17 protein-coding genes and 1 other RNA gene are annotated in these 19,152 nt (G+C 51.7%); 3 read left to right on the top strand and 15 right to left on the bottom strand.

What is annotated here, in order from left to right:
• Positions 1–17: 17 nt before the first annotated feature.
• From LK536_RS40185 to hrcA, 6 genes are all read right to left on the bottom strand, one after another.
• Positions 18–605 (bottom strand): hypothetical protein, encoded by a 588-nt coding sequence (locus LK536_RS40185; protein WP_120058075.1) that lies wholly within the window; start codon positions 603–605, stop codon positions 18–20.
• A 25-nt stretch (positions 606–630) separates the two neighbouring features.
• A complete protein-coding gene (locus LK536_RS40190) occupies positions 631–1,518 on the bottom strand; it encodes an SDR family oxidoreductase (RefSeq protein ID WP_227796011.1) in 888 nt (295 codons plus the stop codon).
• Between the two features lie 212 nt (positions 1,519–1,730).
• Positions 1,731–2,879 (bottom strand): molecular chaperone DnaJ, encoded by a 1,149-nt coding sequence (dnaJ, locus tag LK536_RS40195; protein ID WP_025487012.1) that lies wholly within the window; start codon positions 2,877–2,879, stop codon positions 1,731–1,733.
• Positions 2,880–2,967: 88 nt separating this feature from the next.
• Positions 2,968–4,833 carry a molecular chaperone DnaK gene (gene dnaK, locus LK536_RS40200; RefSeq protein WP_008716757.1) on the bottom strand — a complete coding sequence of 622 codons (1,866 nt, stop codon included), beginning with the start codon at positions 4,831–4,833 and terminating at the stop codon, positions 2,968–2,970.
• Positions 4,834–4,920: 87 nt separating this feature from the next.
• The gene (gene grpE / locus LK536_RS40205; protein ID WP_474912779.1) at positions 4,921–5,502 is read right to left on the bottom strand and encodes a nucleotide exchange factor GrpE; all 582 of its coding nucleotides are present in this window, start codon (positions 5,500–5,502) and stop codon (positions 4,921–4,923) included.
• 78 nt (positions 5,503–5,580) lie between these two features.
• Positions 5,581–6,633, bottom strand: coding sequence for a heat-inducible transcriptional repressor HrcA (gene hrcA / locus LK536_RS40210; protein ID WP_008716760.1), 1,053 nt, complete (start codon positions 6,631–6,633; stop codon positions 5,581–5,583).
• Between the two features lie 375 nt (positions 6,634–7,008).
• On the opposite strand from hrcA, the gene LK536_RS40215 reads away from it, so the two are divergent.
• Both LK536_RS40215 and LK536_RS40220 read left to right on the top strand, forming a co-directional pair.
• Positions 7,009–7,638: a 3D domain-containing protein gene (locus tag LK536_RS40215; RefSeq protein WP_025487009.1), complete on the top strand. Its 630-nt coding sequence runs from the start codon at positions 7,009–7,011 to the stop codon at positions 7,636–7,638.
• Positions 7,639–7,896: 258 nt separating this feature from the next.
• Positions 7,897–8,622: a 3D domain-containing protein gene (locus LK536_RS40220; protein ID WP_008716765.1), complete on the top strand. Its 726-nt coding sequence runs from the start codon at positions 7,897–7,899 to the stop codon at positions 8,620–8,622.
• A gap of 145 nt (positions 8,623–8,767) precedes the next feature.
• Here the strand turns inward: LK536_RS40220 and LK536_RS40225 are convergent, their stop codons facing one another.
• From LK536_RS40225 to ybaK, 6 genes are all read right to left on the bottom strand, one after another.
• On the bottom strand, positions 8,768–11,047 hold the full coding sequence (locus LK536_RS40225; protein ID WP_331472174.1) for a SpoIID/LytB domain-containing protein: 2,280 nt from the start codon (positions 11,045–11,047) through the stop codon (positions 8,768–8,770).
• A 68-nt stretch (positions 11,048–11,115) separates the two neighbouring features.
• Positions 11,116–11,292: non-coding RNA, 6S RNA (gene ssrS, locus LK536_RS40230), on the bottom strand.
• 93 nt (positions 11,293–11,385) lie between these two features.
• Positions 11,386–12,711 carry a pyrimidine-nucleoside phosphorylase gene (locus LK536_RS40235; RefSeq protein WP_227796010.1) on the bottom strand — a complete coding sequence of 442 codons (1,326 nt, stop codon included), beginning with the start codon at positions 12,709–12,711 and terminating at the stop codon, positions 11,386–11,388.
• Positions 12,712–12,741: 30 nt separating this feature from the next.
• Positions 12,742–13,155 (bottom strand): cytidine deaminase, encoded by a 414-nt coding sequence (gene cdd / locus LK536_RS40240; protein WP_008716771.1) that lies wholly within the window; start codon positions 13,153–13,155, stop codon positions 12,742–12,744.
• Positions 13,121–13,816 carry a deoxyribose-phosphate aldolase gene (gene deoC, locus LK536_RS40245; RefSeq protein ID WP_227796009.1) on the bottom strand — a complete coding sequence of 232 codons (696 nt, stop codon included), beginning with the start codon at positions 13,814–13,816 and terminating at the stop codon, positions 13,121–13,123. Before deoC ends, cdd begins: the two co-directional genes overlap by 35 nt.
• A gap of 98 nt (positions 13,817–13,914) precedes the next feature.
• A complete protein-coding gene (gene ybaK, locus LK536_RS40250; RefSeq protein ID WP_040379488.1) occupies positions 13,915–14,382 on the bottom strand; it encodes a Cys-tRNA(Pro) deacylase in 468 nt (155 codons plus the stop codon).
• A 200-nt stretch (positions 14,383–14,582) separates the two neighbouring features.
• Between ybaK and LK536_RS40255 the strand changes: the two genes are divergently transcribed.
• Positions 14,583–15,677 (top strand): DUF362 domain-containing protein, encoded by a 1,095-nt coding sequence (locus LK536_RS40255; RefSeq protein WP_227796008.1) that lies wholly within the window; start codon positions 14,583–14,585, stop codon positions 15,675–15,677.
• 51 nt (positions 15,678–15,728) lie between these two features.
• Here LK536_RS40255 and LK536_RS40260 read toward each other — a convergent pair whose 3' ends face one another.
• From LK536_RS40260 to LK536_RS40270, 3 genes are all read right to left on the bottom strand, one after another.
• Positions 15,729–16,475 carry an alpha/beta fold hydrolase gene (locus LK536_RS40260; RefSeq protein ID WP_227796007.1) on the bottom strand — a complete coding sequence of 249 codons (747 nt, stop codon included), beginning with the start codon at positions 16,473–16,475 and terminating at the stop codon, positions 15,729–15,731.
• An 89-nt stretch (positions 16,476–16,564) separates the two neighbouring features.
• Positions 16,565–18,283 carry a DEAD/DEAH box helicase gene (locus tag LK536_RS40265; protein ID WP_025487004.1) on the bottom strand — a complete coding sequence of 573 codons (1,719 nt, stop codon included), beginning with the start codon at positions 18,281–18,283 and terminating at the stop codon, positions 16,565–16,567.
• A 365-nt stretch (positions 18,284–18,648) separates the two neighbouring features.
• Positions 18,649–19,152: an L-2-amino-thiazoline-4-carboxylic acid hydrolase gene (locus LK536_RS40270; RefSeq protein WP_227796006.1), complete on the bottom strand. Its 504-nt coding sequence runs from the start codon at positions 19,150–19,152 to the stop codon at positions 18,649–18,651.

A 19,152-nucleotide genomic window follows, 5' to 3' on the forward strand; every position in this document is an offset into this window, starting at 1 on the left:
TCCGTGGGATTGTAAATTCACATCATCCCCAGCTCAAATATCTTCCACTTCCCTCTAAAGCCCGATTCTTTTCCCACCGCAAAGTCCCTGGTATACGTACCGTCCCCCCACTGGGGCGCCTGTTCCAGGGCTTTGTCGGACCAGCGCTGGGAGAAGTCCACCCGCACCACCTTATATTCCTTAAAGCCATACCGGCTGGCCTGTTCATCGTAATATGGCTTTTGGTCCGCATACTCCACGGTTGCAAGGGTCTGAAAGCCATGGATGATATATTCTTTTATATAACGGCCTTCCCTGAAGTTTAAGTCATCCTGCCCAAAGTTAAGGCTCTCAAGCTGGTCCTGGGGAAACAGCCTGACGCACCTGTCAAACTGGGCAAGGCCCATGTATTTGAAGTACCATGCAGCCGCCAGCTGCGCATCGTCCGACGGCATTTTTTCAAACTTGACGTGTCTTGGAAGGGAGTCCTCAACCGTGTATTCCTTCACCAGATGCTCCCCGCCTCTTGACCGGTTGACAGCAGCCACCATGAACATGATGGCCAGGCATGCCAGGGTGATGCCGCATATCTTTAATGCCTGGGGTGAGAATTTCTCTTTGCTCATTGATTTTATCCTTTCACTTGCCTTTTTATCCGGTCTGTCTTGGTATCACCTGATAATCGGCCAGACAGGTACGGATACCCTCCTGGGTGTCCCCGATGCAGATTCCCTGCCTGCGGATCCGCTCCGTATCAATCATAAGGTTTCTTGGGCAGGAGGCAAACCGCTCCGTATCCCGCTCTATCAGGCCGGACACATCGCTGCTTCCCGTCACCGCCTTAAGGAACAGGGCCGCCGTGTCAAATGTGCTGCGGCTGTTCTGGCTGCCAAAATTATAGACCCCGCCAGGGAGTCTCATGGCTGCTTCCATATTCCTTATCACTTCCCACACATATGTGATGCCCCTGTAATCGTGTACAGGCAGCTTCAGGATCCGGTCCTCCCTCCTGGCATCCAGGAGATTGCCAAGCAGGCCGCAGCCGCCCGGACGGTCACTGGACGGATAGTCATACATCCAGGTCAGGCGCAGCGCCACCGCGTCGTGGAGACAGGTCAACATGGCCTCCTCCGCACGCTTTTTATCCCTTCCGTAGACAGAGCAGGGACGGTGAGGCCCCTCCTCCCGGTTTGGTTCCATGGAATCAGACGCATTGTAAATCTGGTCCGAACTCATGAATACCATCCTGCTTCCGGACTGCCTGCACGCTTTGGCCATATTGGAGGTTCCCCGCACATTAATCTGTTCGGAACGCTCAGGCTCCTTCTCACATGCGGCTGTGTTGGACACGCCCGCACAGTGCAGCACGTAATCCGGCCGGATTGCCTTTATGAATGCCGACACCGCCAGGGAATCGCTTACTTCCAGTTCCCTGTGGCTCACGCCAAGGGTTTCATATCCATCTATCTTCCTGAAATATTCTGAAAGCCGGGAACCTAAGAATCCATTGGCCCCGGTTATTAAAATACGCTTTTTCATTGTACTGCTCATACCTTTCTTCAGATATGATAACATTATAGCCCAGGTAATGTCTATATTCTTTGCGATTTTCTTAATATTTACCCAGACACTTCTTTAAAACAGGCAGTCAGTCCTGTCTTTTTCCAGGGTGCCTCTGCCTGCATGAACACAGGCCCGGTTCAACTGGCCGGGCCTGACTGATATTCCAATGTTCTTTTGGTTCCTGTGCCTTACTTGAATATCCCCTTTTTCTTGGGCTTTTCCTCTTCCGGCGGGGTAATGCCGTTCATGGCGTCATCAAAACGCCTTAATGCTTCCTTCTGCGCCTGGTTCATGCGCTCCGGAACCTGGACAACCAGGGTCACATAGTGGTCGCCGCGCACATTACGGCTGCGCAGGGAAGGAACACCCTTGCCCTTTAAGCGGACCTTGGTGTCTGTCTGGGTGCCTGGCTTCACTTCGTACTCCACCTCGCCGTCCACGGTCTTGATGCGGATTGGACCGCCAAGGGCTGCCCGGGCAAAGGAAATGGGCACCGTGGAATAGATGCTGGTATCCTGGCGCTTAAAAATCGGGTGCTGTGACACCACTGCCTCCACCAGAAGGTCGCCGCGCTCGCCGCCGCCGGTCCCAGGCTCGCCGCCGCCTGCAAGACGCACGCACTGGCCGTTATCAATGCCGCCCGGTATGGATACCTTGAATTTCTTGCGCACGGTCTTATAGCCTGTGCCATAACAGTCCGGACACTTCTCCTTGATGATCTGGCCCGTGCCGTTACAGTCAGGACATGTCTGCACATTCTGGACCTGGCCAAAGAAGGACTGCTGGGTGTACATGATCTTACCTTTGCCGTTACACTTGCCGCAGGTCTGGGGTGAAGTGCCTGCCTTGGCTCCTGTACCGTGGCAGCTTGCACATGTCTCTTTAAAATTAATCTCAATCTCTTTTTCACATCCAAAAACAGCTTCCTCAAATGTTATCCTGATGGAAGTCTTTATATTGGCGCCGCGCATGGGACCGCTCCTCGCCCTGGAAGACCGGCCGCCGCCAAAGATATCGCCAAAAATATCACCGAAGATATCACCCATATCCCCGCCAAAATCGAAACCGCCAAAGCCGCCGAAGCCACCGGCCCCGCCGCCGCCCTGGTCAAATGCAGCATGGCCGAACTGGTCGTACTGCTGACGTTTCTGAGGGTCGCTTAACACACTGTACGCCTCTGAAGCTTCTTTGAACCTGGCCTCTGCCTCCTTATCGCCTGGATTGGCATCCGGATGGTATTTCTTGGCAAGTTTCCTGTATGCTTTTTTCAATGCATCATCGTCTGCATCCTTGGGAACGCCCAGAACTTCATAGTAATCTCTCTTACTCTCTGCCATGTTGTTTACCTCTTAACACTCTTTATCTGCATAAAGGGGTTAGAAGCCGGAATACCGGCCCCTAATCCCCATTTTCGTTCATCTTGCATTATACTTCCTTGAAATCAGCGTCTACCACATCATCGTTCGGTGCGGAGGAAGCGCCTGCTGCGCCGCCCATGTCAGGACCTGCGCCAGCTGCGCCGGCTGCCTGTGCCTGCTCATATACCTTTGCAAACAGCTTCTGTGCGCTGTTCATCAGTTTCTCCTTGCCTGACTTGATGTCCTCAACCTGGGCGTCAGTCATCTCTTCAACAGGAGCGCGGTTGATTGCTTCCTTCAGGGAGTTAAGGTCTGCCTCAACCTCGGCCTTATCGTTAGGTGAAATCTTATCGCCCACTTCTTCCAAAGCCTTCTCGGTCTGGAATACCATGGAATCAGCGTCATTTCTTGCATCAATGGCATCCTTGCGCTTCTTATCCTGCGCCTCGTACTCAGCTGCTTCCTTTACTGCCTTATCGATATCATCGTCAGACATGTTGGAACCGGAAGTGATGGTGATGTGCTGTTCTTTTCCTGTTCCAAGATCCTTTGCGGATACATTTACAATACCATTGGCATCAATGTCAAAGGTAACCTCAATCTGGGGAACACCTCTTCTTGCTGGCGGAATCCCATCCAGACGGAACTGTCCAAGGGTCTTGTTATCCCTTGCGAACTGACGCTCGCCCTGTACCACATGGATATCCACTGCGGTCTGGTTGTCAGCGGCAGTTGAGAAAATCTGGCTCTTCTTAGTCGGGATTGTGGTGTTGCGCTCAATCAGCCTGGTTGCCACGCCGCCCATGGTCTCGATGGACAGGGAAAGCGGGGTTACGTCCAGAAGAAGGATATCCCCTGCGCCAGCGTCTCCTGCCAGCTTGCCGCCCTGGATGGCTGCGCCGATAGCCACACATTCATCCGGGTTAAGGGATTTGCTTGGCTCCTTGCCGGTGAGCTGTTTCACCTTTTCCTGTGCCGCAATCATACGTGTGGAACCGCCCACCAGAAGTACCTTGCCCAGTTCGGAAGCAGTGATGCCTGCATCCTTCAGCGCGTTCTGTACCGGGATTGCGGTGCGCTCAATGAGGTCATGTGTCAGTTCATCGAATTTAGCCCTGGTCAGGTTCATATCCAGATGCTTCGGTCCTTCTGAGGTTGCTGTGATGAATGGCAGGTTGATGTTGGTGGTGGTAGCTGTGGACAGCTCCTTCTTTGCCTTCTCAGCCGCTTCTTTTAATCTCTGGAGGGCCATCTTGTCGTTAGAAAGGTCCACGCCCTCTGCTTTCTTGAACTCAGCAATCATCCAGTTGGTAATTGCATTATCAAAATCATCGCCGCCCAGACGTGTATCGCCGTTGGTGGACAGAACTTCAATTACACCGTCGCCGATTTCAATGATGGAAACATCAAATGTACCGCCGCCCAGGTCGTATACCATGATTTTCTGCTCTTTTTCATTGTCCAGTCCATAAGCCAGTGCAGCGGCTGTCGGCTCGTTGATGATACGCTTTACATCCAGGCCCGCAATCTTACCTGCGTCCTTGGTTGCCTGACGCTGTGCATCATTGAAATATGCAGGAACCGTGATGACAGCCTCGGTTACGGACTCGCCCAGGTAGCTCTCAGCATCGGCTTTCAGCTTCTGGAGGATCATGGCGGAGATTTCCTGCGGGGTGTACTTCTTGCTGTCAATATCTACCCTGTAGTCTGTTCCCATGTGACGCTTGATGGATGAGATGGTCTTGTCAGCATTGGTAACTGCCTGACGCTTTGCCGGCTCACCGATCAGCCTCTCTCCTGTCTTTGTAAAAGCCACAACAGATGGTGTGGTCCTTACGCCTTCTGCATTGGCGATAACGGTTGGCTTTCCGCCTTCCATAACAGCAACACAGCTATTTGTCGTACCTAAATCAATACCGATAATCTTGCTCATAGTTTTTTCCTCCTGATTATTTGGTTTATTCATGTATTATATGTTCCACCCAACAAAGTCCGTAAACCCGGTCAGGTGCCTAATGCCTTAGTTAGCAACTTTTACCATGCTGTGCCTTACAACGCTTTCCCTGTACATGTAGCCCTTCTGTAATTCCTCTGCCACAATGTTCTCGCCCAGGCTGTCATCATCCACATGCATCACCGCATTGTGGAAGTTGGGGTCAAACTCCTGGCCCACGGCTTCAATCGCCTTCACGCCTGCTTCCTCCAGCGTCTTCTGGAACTGCTTATATATCTTCTCCATACCCTCGGCAATGGGGCTGCCCTTTTCATCCTCGGGTACGGTAGCTAAACCTCTCTCAAAATTGTCAATCACGGGAAGCATACGTTCAATGATATCCCTGGCCCCCATCTCGTACATGGTGGACTTTTCCTTTTCGCTTCTCTTGCGGAAATTCTCAAATTCCGCCATCTGGCGTTTTACCCGGTCCGTAAGCTCCTCTATTTTCTCATCCCTTGGGTCCTTCTTCTTTTTGAAAAAGCTCTTTTTTTCTTCCTTGGCAGAAGCAGCCTCTTCAGTATCCTCTGAAGCCTCCTCCAAAGTTCCTTCTTCCTGCCGGACCGCATCCTCTGCGTCCTCAGGGGCCGCCTGCCCGTTCCCAGCCATCACTTCTTCCTGCCCTGCTTCTTTGGCTCCTGCTTCTTTTTTTAACTCTTCGTCCTTCATATCTTCACTCACAGCTTATCACCTTTCATCTTTTTTAAATGCCGTATCCAGCTGATTCATAAGGGTACGCAGGGTGCCTAACACCTTCTCGTAATCCATGCGCTTGGGGCCGATGATTCCGATGGTTCCCCTAAGGCCTCCGCCCAGGTCATAATTGGCAGTCACCACGCTGCAGTCCTTCATGGACTGTACCGGGCTTTCATCGCCAATGTAAACCTGTATGCCCGCATCGCCTTCCACGCCTGCATTGACTTCAGACACAAACTCCTGCAGCACTTCCTGATGTTCCAATGTACCGATTAGCTGGCTGGCCCTCTCACCTTCCGTCAGTTCGGGATACTTGAAAATGTTGGTTGCTCCGCTGGTATATATCTGCAGGTCTTCCCCGCCTGCCCGGATGGCTTCCGCCACCTCATTAAGCACCAGGTCCACTACCTGGCTGTGGATGCCCGCGTCAACCTTCAGCTTACTGATGATATCCAGATTAATCTCTTCAATGGTCAGTCCGTTCAGACTGCTGTTCAACAGGATGTTCAGGTTCAGCAGCTCATCATCGGTCAGCTCATCGGACACATCCACCATGGTATTCTTGATGATGTTTCCTTCCACCACCACTACCACCAGCATTTTATTCTTCTCCACCTTGGATAGCTGGATGAACTTAAGCTTGGTCTTGTGGTAACTTGGGCCGCTTATCATGGCTGCGTAGTTGGTGTTGGAGGCAAGTACCTGGGCCATCTTCTTGAGGACCAGTTCCAGTTTATCAACCTTCTGGACCATCATCTCCTTAAGCTCCGTTACCTCGCTGTCCTTCTCCAACATGATCTGGTCCACGTAAAACCGGTATCCCTTATCAGAAGGAATACGGCCCGCAGATGTATGGGGCTGTATGATATAACCCATCTCTTCCAGATCCGACATCTCGTTGCGGATGGTGGCAGAACTGAGTTTTAAATCCGAATACTTGGAAATGGTCCTGGAACCCACGGGTTCCCCTGTTTCCAGATACGTTTTGATAATCGCCTTTAATATGGTCATCTTCCTGTCATCCAGGAACGTATCCACCGGCATCTGTCCACCTTCCTTTCCGAATTATTAGCACTCGGTTTCGAGGAGTGCTAACATCTACATTCCATAATATATTCCTTCTGAGTGAATTTGTCAAGAGATAAATCCAAATTCTTTTATTATAATTTATTTTTCCAGTTTCACAGGACATAGATGATGTAGTCCCCCTCCTGAAAAATACCTATATATTTGATTTTATCTCCCACTTTTAACAATTTTCTTGCAAAAATATGTAAAATATTCCCCACTTTTTATGAATATGTAACACTTGTTTAATGATTTCAGCTTGACAATTAATAGTTTTGTAATATAATGAAATATACATATAATATAGTCATATGGAACCAGAACAATCTGTTAATATTGCGAGGTAAATATATGCACAATACCATAAGAAAAACCGTCCTGGCCGCGGCTGCTGCCGTCTTATGCCTGGCAGCTTCCTTGCCAGCTTATGCAGAAGAAACATCCCATACGGATGTGGCGGTAATGAAGGATGAGGCTGCCGGCAAAGATGGGACCACGTCTGCGTCAGTGGGCAAGGACGTGACAGTTGTTGAGAACGGATTCCCGGACAGGGACACGGAACATGGTTCTGCGCAGGATACCGCAGGGACCAGGACCTCCCATAAGGACAGGACCAGCCGCGGTTCAGAAGAAGAATACGTGGACGCGGGTCCCGGTGCCAGGAAGAAGGAAGAACCGCCTGTTTCCACGGAAACCTCCCTTGGCAGGTTCACCATCACCGGTTACTGCGGATGCGATAAGTGTTCGGGCGGACACGGGCTTACCTATTCCGGCACGGTTCCCACGCCTAACCACACCATTTCCGCGGATTTGGACCAATTTCCGCTCGGCACCAGGCTGAAGATTGACGGAACCGTCTATACGGTTGAGGATAAGGGTTCTTCTGTCAAGGGTAACATTCTTGATATTTTTTACGGCAGCCACGAGGAAGCGCTTGCCAAAGGTACCTATACCGCAGAAGTATTTTTAATGGAAGACTGATTTTCCCGCTACATACGGACATTTTGAAAGCCACCAGCATCAAAGGCTGGCGGCTTTTCTTTTTTGCCCTGGGCACAGGATTTTCCGGTTACATATCCATGAAATTTCCTTTATTTCCATATATTTCCTTGACAATACAGGAAAATTATGATAAAACCTTGTTTATTGCTCATATATTACAAAAGTATTACATATAATTTATTAATATGTTAAGAAACTATTTTGAATATTAAATGAGCAATAGGAGGTAACAAATAAATGAAATTCAGACACTTATTAACCGGAACCATTCTTACCATCAGCTTACTTGCAGCTTCTGCCGTCACGGCATTTGCAGCTGTATCCAAAGGACGTTTTGAGACAGTTGACAGCACCACCATCAGCGGCTGGGCATACGACAGCGATTCCCCTGATGACGCGTTAAACGTAATGATAACCATCAAGAATAAAAATACAGGTGAGGAAGTATTTTCCCAGCGCATATCCGCCGGGGAATACAGGGAAGCGCTTTATAAGGAAAACCGGGGCAATGGATGCCACGGCTTCACCATCAATGTGGACTGGAGCGCTTATCCGGACGGCATATACCTGGTAGAGGGAACCGTGGGGGGCCGAAGCTTCCCCAATCCCAGGACATACACCAACGGCAGCGGGGATGCCCAGACAGGAAGCGCTGCTGACGGACAGGGGCTGATACCCCTTGGGGTCTTTAAAACCACCGGCTACTGTCCCTGCCGCGCCTGTTCCGAGGGCTGGGGACGCCATACATGTACCGGCGCCGTTGCCACTGCCGGACACACCATCGCAGTAGACCCAAGGGTCATCCCTTACGGCTCAAAGGTCATGATTAACGGTGTTGTCTATACGGCTGAGGACCGCGGGGGCGCTGTGAAAGGCAACCACATCGATATTTTCTTCAATACACACGCTGAGACAAGACAGCATGGAATGCAGAACGCCGAGGTATTCCTGGTCCAGGGATAGACAATAAGATATAACGTGATGATTGAATTCTAAGTGCTGCGTCCTTTAAAAAACGGGGCGGATGGCAGCGGACAGGGCCATATGGAATAGCCCATCCGCTGTCATCCGCCCCGTTTCATATCAGGACTGCATTCCTATCCAGGTCCTATCCGCCAATTTCCCGGAGTTCCGTCCCACTGTAAAAGAACTTCAGGATGGATTCATAGTCCTTTCCTTCCTTGGCCATTCCCTGGGCGCCGTTCTGGCTCATGCCCACGCCGTGGCCGAATCCGCCTCCATAGATGTGGAAGGATGGCTTTCCATCCTCTCCTGTCCTTTTTTCTATGGAAATGAAGGCGCTGGGAAGGGTCGCGCTTCCTTCCATTGTCTTGCCGTCCTGTTTGGTAATGACAATGCCCGGATTCCCCAGGGCGGAACGGATGGCGCCCTGTCCCTTGACAGTCACTGTCCCGCCGCTTCCCGACACGCTCAGTTCGCTGGCAATACCGCCTGCCCCCCGCCCCGTGATGGTCATGTCCGTGACTGCTCCGGCCCCATTTATCTGGGCCGATACCATATCGCTGCTTATATCTGTCTCCCAGCGGAACATGGCGTAGGAGGAGTCATAGGCTGTCACGTCCCTGCTTCTTATAAAGGAATCAAAATTGTCATTATCCCCTACGTCCAGGGGCTGTCTTCCCGACTTCACCTCCACTGCCTGGAGATACGGGTATTTCTGCGGGTCCGTGCCCCATACGCCTGCGTCTGCGGTACGGCCGCAGGAGGTGGAGAAATAAAAGGCGTCGATTGGCTTATCCTCGTAGAAAAGCATCCTGCCGTATGTCTCCTTGACGGCCTGTGTGGTCTTCTCATCCGCCTGGGTGTTGTTATATACCTGGAAATTCGTACTGTCATCCACATGGGCGCCGTACTGGCTGTAGGAATTGCCCTGGATCTGCCTGTATGCATAGGTCCTGGCGCATACGGCCTGGGCCTTTAAGGCCTCCTTTTCATAGGAGGGCGGCATTTCGCTGGGCACTACCCTGGTCAGGTAATCTTCCAGATACAGGTCATTGACCAGCACCAGTCCCTCATCGCATTCCTTGATTTCCATTTTCCCGGTGTAGACCGGCGTACCCTGGCTGCGCTCAATGGAAGTGACCGTGACCCCGTCCGGGTTATCCGGGTTTATGATGATACGGCCGTATTTAAGCCTGTCATCCCCTGGCTGGATGGTTAACCCGGTTCCCGCTTCCAGGCGCTCCTTCTCCGTCTTGCCTTTGGAGTTCTCATATTCCATCTGCGCCGGACTATTCAGTACAAGGCTGACCGATGGATGGTACAGGTTTTTAAATCCGGTGTCCATGATCAGGACACGGATGGTCTTGGCGTCAAATTCCCGTTCCAGCAGCGCTGCACACAGTTTTCCGTCCGCCGCCACAAATTCCTGCAGGTCATAACCCACCAGGATATCATTTATACCTAATATCTTAAAATCCCCGTAAACCTTATATACATGGAAATTCTCAGACACAGGTATCTCGCCATATCCCTCAATCTCAATGGCATTCTCTGTAACAGAAAGTACCTTGCCGCTGATGCGTTCCTTTTTCATGGTAATCTTCCTGAGTCTGCCGCCCTCCATGTGAAGGTCCGCCAGGTTGCCTGCCATGTCTGATACATCGCCCAGCTTTTCGCTGACAGGGAATTCGCGGTAGGCTGTTCCCAAATACGCCTTGAAGCTCCTGCCGTCTGTCTCAGACAGCCATATGTTCTCGTAAACAACATCCTCCGACACCAGTTCCCTCATGGCAATCATCTCGCCGTCCCTGGCAAGGAACCGTATCTCACAGTCCAGGTACGCGTCCAGGGCAAGTCCCTGGAACCCGAAATTGCCTTCTGTCGTGTATGCGGTCCAGCTCTCGGCCTGCGGAAGGTTGGAAGGCGTGCCGTAAAGCACCGCGTCCACCATCTTCACGGCCCCGTCCGGGTCTGTCTGGGACCTGATACCCTCATAGAGCCTCCACCACTCCTCCTCCGGAAATGCCCTGTCCTTATTATGTTTGGTGGCCCTGGCCTCCAGCTTAAGCCTGCCGGAAACCTGTCCGGCCATAAATGCCGCCTCCTGATATGTAAGGTATCCCTGGGCCGCAGAAAGGGTGGGCGGCGTCAGCTCCTCATCCAGATATCCCTCGTCATAGAGGTAATCCATGTATTTGACAAACCAGTTGTCCTTTTCCTTGGCAGAAAAATAAGAGCTTCCCCGCTCCTTTTCCCGGCTTGCGCATTCTTCCTTGGTGGCAACCGCCAATGCCATGGCCTTAAACGCCTGGGCCCTGGTGATTCCGTCCTTTGGCGGCTCCATGGTCACTATGATTACCATCAGTATGATGACAATGGAAACAACACCGGCCACCCATGCAATCATCTTATTCTTCATATTCATATATCCGCTCCTGTATCATGGGGAGTAAAACGAATGAAAGCAGCGGGTGCACCGCTGCTTTTATCATCTGTAACCCCAAAATGCCGTCTCTTACTTATTGACGCCTAGCAATGCTAGGTGGGCAACCTCACTTAAACTTCTGCCTTCCACTCAAAGGAGGCCTGACATCCGTTTAAAAATATTGGAATCCCTTGTGTCTAATGTAGGTTCAAAATTGGTAAGAGTGTCGAACATTCCAGGTAATTACAGACGTTCATCATTTATCTTGGTGTTATTATACCCCAAACATCAGCGTTTTTCAAGCTGATTTTTCTGAACATTTATGGAAGTTTTTCCAATCACCCAAACCTTTCCACCCCATATTCAGAAACTCTTGCGTATATAAGGGTTTCCGGCCCCGGCGCATCCTGGCTGATGGTACAGGATGAGAGGAATTTATCCGCGCCCGCCTGTATCCGCTCCTGGCTGTCCGCGTAAAGGACCGCAAGGACATCCCCGGGCATTACCTTTTCGCCGTACTTTTTCTTTAAAATGATTCCGGCCCCATAGTCAATGGCGTCTTCCTTTGTATTGCGTCCGGCTCCCAAAAGCACGGAGGCGATTCCGATGCCTTCTGTGTCCATATGGGAGATATAGCCTTCCTCCGGCGCTTTTACCTCATATGCACAGGATGGGGATTCAAACTGTTCCGGCTTCCATATGAAGCTTTCATCGCCGCCCTGGGCCTTTACCATTGAAGCCAGGCACTTAAGGGCACTGCCGTCATGGATGGATTCCTCCGCCATCCCCCGGCATTCCTCCACGGTCCCCTTGCCGGCCATATGAAGCATGTTGGCCGCCAGCTCCAGGCATACCCTGGTTAAATCCTCTGGTCCCTCTCCCTTTAATGTGCGGATGGCCTCGGTCATCTCCAGGGAATTGCCGATGGCGTATCCCAGGGGGATATCCATATTGGTAATCAGGGCGCAGCACCTGCGGCCTGCCAGGCATCCGATGGAAACCATCTTCTGCGCCAGGCTGATGGACTCCTCCAGGGTCTTCATGAATGCGCCGCTGCCCGTCTTCACATCCAGCACGATGCTGTCGCTTCCGGCAGCCAGTTTCTTGCTCATGATGGAGGACGCGATAAGCGGTATGCTGTCCACCGTGGCAGTCACGTCCCGCAGCGCATACAGCTTCTTATCCGCAGGCACCATGTTGCCGGACTGTCCAATCACGGCAATGCCGTTCCTGTTCACGATATCAAAGAATTCTTCCCTTGGGATGGCCGTCTTAAATCCAGGTATGCTCTCCAGCTTATCCACGGTCCCTCCCGTGTGTCCCAGGCCCCGGCCGCTCATCTTGGCCACCTTCACGCCCAGGGAAGCCACCATGGGACCTGCAACCAGCGTTGTCTTGTCACCCACGCCGCCGGTACTGTGCTTATCCACCTTGATTCCCTCAATGGGAGACAGGTCCACCATGTCCCCGGAATGGGCCATCTCTAATGTAAGATATGTGATTTCCTGGTCATTCATTCCCTGAAAATAAATTGCCATCAGCATGGCTGACATCTGGTAGTCCAAAATCCCTCCATCCACGAATCCCCTGACCATATAGGCAATCTCATCCTTTGTAAGGGCGCCGCCCCGCTTCTTGGTCTCAATTAAGTCATACATCCTCACAGTATCCACCGCCTTTCACAGCACCAATCCTTATTTCTCCAGGTCATCCGGTCCAAAGCTGTCCGGCAGAAGCTGTTCCAGGGTATATTCCCTGTAATCCTCCGCGCTTTTTGCCACCAGGATCCGGAAGGTGGACGGATTACAGAATTCCCTCATCACCTGCCTGCACACGCCGCAGGGCGTACAGTAATCCTTTATCACCCCATCCGGCCCGCCGCAGATTGCGATGGCCGCAAAATCCCTTCTGCCCTCGCTCACCGCCTTAAAAAATGCACACCGTTCAGCGCATACGCTGGGCGTATAGGACGCATTCTCAATGTTATTCCCTGTAAAGACCGTTCCGTCCCCGCAGAGCAGGGCCGCAGAGACATGAAAATGCGAATAAGGGGCATAGGATCTGGGCAGCCCGTCAATAGCTGCCTGTATCAGCTTCTTTCTGTCCATCCGCGCTCCCCCTTTCCGCCTTGGCCAGCTTGACAATCCGGCTGGTTCCCAGACGTTCTGCGCCCAGGTTGATGAATTCCTCCGCATCCTCAAAGGACTTAATCCCTCCGGCAGCCTTCATGCGCACGCATTCCCCGATATGCCCAGAGAACAGCCTGATATCTGCAAACGTAGCCCCTGCCTTGGAAAACCCGGTGGATGTCTTGATGAAATCCGCCCCTGCCTGGGTGACGATTCCGCACATCTTGACCTTTTCCTCGTCCGTAAGGAGACAGGTCTCAATGATTACCTTCAGGATACGGCTGCCGCAGGCAGCCTTCAGCTGGGTAATCTCCTCTTTTATCCGGTCATATGCCTTGTCCTTTAAGTCACCGATATTGATGACCATGTCAATCTCATCCGCGCCGTTGGCAATGGCATCCTTTGTCTCAAAGACCTTGACCGCCGTTGTATTATAGCCATTGGGGAATCCGATGACCGTACATACCGCCATCCGGTCCCCCATATATTCCTTTGCCCGCTTCACATAGGACGGCGGTATGCATACGCTGGCCGTTCCATACGCCATGGCGTCGTCGCAGATTTCCTTAATCTGGCTCCATGTGGCGTCCTGCCCCAATAATGTGTGGTCTACCCTGCTGTAAATCTCTTTTCTGTCCATAGGTTCCTTCTCCTTTTTACATTAACTTTAATCGGCTGTTTCCTGTTAAACAGCCTGATTTTGTCTTAGATATTTCCATTATAATACAATCCGCATTCCTAAACAAGGGAAACAAACGTCCCCTCCACATACGCCCTCAGCGCCTCCGGTTCCAGCGTGACCTGGACGCCCCGCTGTCCCGCGCTCACCATGACGGTATCATATAGCTGCGCCATCTCTTCTATATAAGTAGGGAAATGCTTCTTCATCCCAATGGGGGAACAGCCGCCCCTGATGTAGCCGGTCACTGCCAGCATATCCCTGACGTGGATCAATTCCACCTTCTTTTCCCCTGCTGCCCTGGCCGCCTTCTTTAGGTCCAGCTCCTCATCCACAGGGATGCAGCATACAAGGTAACCCTTTTTCTCGCCCTTTAACACCAGGGTTTTATACATCCTGTCATGTTCCACTCCCAAAAGGTCCGCTGCATGGCTGCCCGACAGGTCGTTTTCATCCACCTCATAGGTTCCTGTCCCATAGGCAATCCCAGCCGCATCCAAAAGCCTCATCACATTTGTCTTAACCATCAAGCCCACTCCTGTCCTTCATTTACATTCCAACCCATCATAACCCTTTTTTGTATATCAGTCAATGCAGTCCGTCATATACAAGGCATATCCCCACATTCGCATTCCGCCTATTCACAAAATGGGATGTAACATTTATAATAGGAGAAGAAACGTCTGTGTTACATCAAAACAAGCGCAACCAGAAAGGACCTTAACATATGGAAAGAAACGATATCATCATCATTCATGGCAAGGATTATAAAAATATGGCAAAGAAGGTGCTGGAACAGGCCGATGTGGCCGGGGATATCGGTAGCAGGGATAAGAAGGTGGCATTAAAGCCCAACCTGGTCACGGCCAAGGCCCCGTCCAGCGGAGCCACCACCCACAGCGAACTCCTGGCCGGGGTCATTGAATACCTTCAGGAGCACGGATTCAAGGATATCACTGTGATGGAAGGCTCCTGGGTAGGCGACCGTACGGGAGAGGCGTTCCGGGCAGCCGGATATGACCGGGTATGCCGCCATTACAATGTTCCCTTTGAGGACCTGCAAAAGGATACCTGGAAGGAGTATGACGCTGCCGGAATGAAGATCAAGCTCTGCGACAAGGCTGCTGTGGTAGACTATATGATTAACATGCCGGTACTCAAGGGCCATTGCCAGACCACGGTTACCTGCGCCCTCAAGAACAACAAAGGAATCATCCCTAATTCGGAAAAACGCCGTTTCCACACCCTGGGCCTTCATAAACCCATTGCCCATCTGAACACCATCGTCCCCGGCGGCTTCATCCTGGTGGACAATATCTGCGGGGACCTGGATTTTGAGGAAGGCGGCAATCCGGTTGTGATGAACCGTGTGCTGGGCTTTAAGGACCCGGTGCTCTGTGATGCGTTTGTATGCGGCTGTATGGGATATCCGGTGGAAACAGTGCCTTACATCACCCTGGCGGAGCGCCTGGGTGTCGGAAGCACGGATGTTGCCCACGCCAACACGGTCTACTTAAACCAGGCGTCTGAGGCGGACGGCCAGTTCCGTATGACCCGGCGGGTTGAAAACCTGGCTTCCTACGCCAGGCCATCCGATGCCTGCAGCGCCTGTTACGGTTCCCTGATTTACGCCCTGGACCGTTTAAATGACAGCGGATACCTGAGGAAGGGCCTTGCGCCCATCTGCATCGGCCAGGGATATAAAGGAAAAGAAGGCGCCATCGGCATCGGCCAATGCACCTCCTGCTTTGCAAAAACCCTGGGCGGATGTCCGCCAAAGGCAGCTGATATCGTGGACTTCTTAAGTGAGAACTGGAAATAAGGACCGGGAATAAGCATCGGGAATAAGCACTGGAAATAAGCGTTCCCTGACCTACAGTCCCTTTTCCCGCAGCCATCCGACAATATGGCCTGCATAGGCCCTTTCCTTTTTCAGCAGTGTAAAATGGTCCGCTCCCTTGACAAACACCACCTTTGCATCCGGGATCTGTTCCCCCATCCACAGGGTATGGCGGGGACGTATCATGTCGCGGCGTCCGGTAAGGAGCAGTACAGGGGCCTGGATCAGGGACAGTTCCGCTGCCGTAAGATGGGGCCAGTTGGCCATCAGTCCATTTAACTGACGGCCTGATACTGCACGTTCCTTCACCCTCCGGGGCATGGGCAGCTTCTCCACCACACGCCAGAACTTATAACCGGCCTTTACCTGGGCATAGGAGACAGCCGTCATGCCCTTTGGCAGCGCATTGCCGCTGACAGCCACCACGGCCAGCACCTTATCCGGATACCGGCTTGCTGCCTCCAGGGCCACGTTGGCGCCGTCGCTAAAGCCCAGGATGACTGCCTTTGGCACATGGAGCACATCCATCACCTGCATCACGTCATCTGCCATACCGGAAGTGGTAAGCTCCTGGGTCCGGACCGTATCCTTCAGTTTCGAAGCCCCATGCCCGCGGCTGTCCATAAGGATGACCCGGTAATACCGGCTCATAAGCTCTGCCAGCCGCCCGAATATCTGGTGGCTTTCACCATTTCCATGAAGCATCACAAGAGGCACTCCCTGCCCCAGCTCCTTATAATATAATGAAGCAAAGCGGTTGTCCGCGTAACCTTCCTTCATCTGCATGACCTCCAAAAATTAATATTTCCAAAAGCAGATAAGGCAGAGACTGTGTAACCTCACACAGCGCTCCGCCTTTATCTTATGGTCTATCTTCTATTACTGTTCGCTTTTTCCACATGCACATTCCTGCCTTTAATCTTAGCATGGGACATGGCCTTCAGCACTTCGTCCGCATACTGTCCAGGCACATCCACAAATGTGTATCCGTCATACATGTCAATGCTTCCCACCATACGGCCCGGGATTCCTGATTCGCCTGCAACAGCGCCCAGGATATCTCCTGGCGTGACCCTCTGGGCCTTGCCGATGTTGATGAAAAGCCTTGCCATCTGACCATCGCCCTCGCCCAGGACATAATCGATGGCAGCCCTGTCGGTTGCCCCCCTGCGGCCCCGTCCGTAAGCAGAGGAACTGCCTCTCTCACGTCCGCGTCCGCGGCCCATGCCTCTTCCAAAGCTGTCCAGGTCATCCAGTGAACGGGCCGGCATGGTGCAGTCAATGACATCTTCATTGTCATCGCCCATATTCATCTTGAGAAGGGCTGCAGCCAGGTCCATGGAAGTGTAATCCTCTTCTATCAGCTTTTTCTCAATGATGTTCACCATCTTGGTCAGGTCATTATCGTTCAGTATATCCATTACCTGGTCCAGTACCTTCTCCACCTTGATTTCCGTAATATCATTCAGGGACGGGATGGCCTGGGGAATGATCTTGGTCTTACAGTAGCGCTGGATGTCACGCAGCTTATACACTTCCTTGCCCACAACCAGGCTGAACGCCTTGCCTTCGCGTCCCGCCCTTCCGGTACGGCCGATCCTGTGCACATAGTACTCGTCATCCTGTGGCACATCATAGTTGAATACCGCTTCCACGTCGCCTACGTCAATACCCCGGGCCGCCACATCCGTTGCTACCAGGATATCGGTGCGTCCATTGCGGAAACTGCCCATGACGCGGTCACGCTGCACCTGCTTTAAATCCCCGTGAAGGCCTTCTGCAAAATATCCCCTGCCCTGAAGCGCCTGCACCAGTTCATCTACCTGCCTCTTTGTATTACAGAACACAATGGAAAGCTTTGGCGCATACATGTCTAACAGCCTGCACATGACCTCCACCTTGTTCTTTGGCTTTACTTCATAATAATACTGGGTCACTTTGGGAACGGTCAGTTCCTTTTTGATGACCCGGACCGTTACGGGATCATCCTGGAACTTCCTGGCAATATCCGCAATGGCCTGAGGCATGGTTGCTGAAAACATCAGGGTCTGCCTCTCTTCGGGAAGCTGGCTTAAGATGGTTTCCATATCCTCTAAAAATCCCATATTCAGCATCTCGTCCGCTTCATCCAGCACAACGGTGTGCACATGGTCCATCTTTACGGTCTTACGGCGCATATGGTCCATCACACGGCCAGGTGTTCCCACCACAATCTGTGTGCCGTCCTTTAAGGAACGTATCTGCTTTACAATATCCTGCCCTCCGTAAATGGGAAGCACCTTTGTGCCATGCATGAACTTGGCCAGACGGCGCATTTCCTCCGCCACCTGGATTGCCAGCTCCCTTGTGGGAAGCAGTATGATGGCCTGGAGCTTTTTCACCTTTGGGTCCACCTTCTGAAGAAGGGGGATTCCGAATGCCGCCGTCTTGCCGGTACCGGTCTGGGCCTGGCCAATCATGTCACGGCCCTCCATGGCTACCGGGATGGCCTGGGCCTGGATAGGTGAAGCCTCCTCAAATCCCATTTCCGTAATAGCACGGATAATTCTTTCGTCTAATTGTAACTCGTCAAACTTAACTGTCTCCATATAACTGATTATGTCCTTTCTTCCTCTGTCCCTCTCCCTCATGGAAAGCAGACAGGCCGCCTTGTGCATTTCCCCCACATTACCGCCAGAACCATATCTCCCGGTGTGGCGCCGTATAACCTTATACAGCCCCATACCCGCACCCCTGCTCAGGAAATATGACATGTGATGCACCGCAATATTAAGAGCGTTTCTTCACGAAACGAACATCCTTTTCACACAAAAAACGAGAGGTAATACAGGCACGTCGCGGCCTTTCATCCTCTCGCTTCCTACAATAGTTAACTATAACAGATATTGGTGCAGCTGTCAATGTTTTTACTTATTTTTTTCCTGATGCCGTACATAGGACAGATATACTTAAATCATCTCATCTTAAAACAGAAGGTACATTTATGGTCATCATACATCATCTTATCATGCACACACTCAAGCCTTTCATTATATCCGCGCGCAATGGAGGGATCTATGTTTTCGCAATAAATGCGGCCATAACGTTCCTGCCCTTCCTTCATCCAGGTCTCAGCAAATATGCACCTGTCAAATTCCTGGCGCACCTCTTCTTTCCCATATGTATTCTCATAGCCAAACAGGCCGCTCCGCTCCATATCGTAATTCACAAGATAATTCTGAAGGTCGTTTTCATTTCCCCTCTGCCTGGCCCTTCTGGCAATATCCTTTCCCCGCCCTTCACCAAATTCCTGTACGGATTGGGCCATGAGTTCACGTCCCTCATCCCCCAGCCTCTCTTCTACGCGCCTGGCTATAATAGAAAACATTCTTGCAAACAGAATATACATGGACACCGGTTCATCTATTTCCTGGCTGTGATCTTGTGTACCATCTGTTTTTTTCTTATCTGACTCCAT

It is taken from the genome of Clostridium pacaense (genome assembly GCF_020709765.2).
GTDB lineage: Bacteria > Bacillota > Clostridia > Lachnospirales > Lachnospiraceae > Enterocloster > Enterocloster hominis.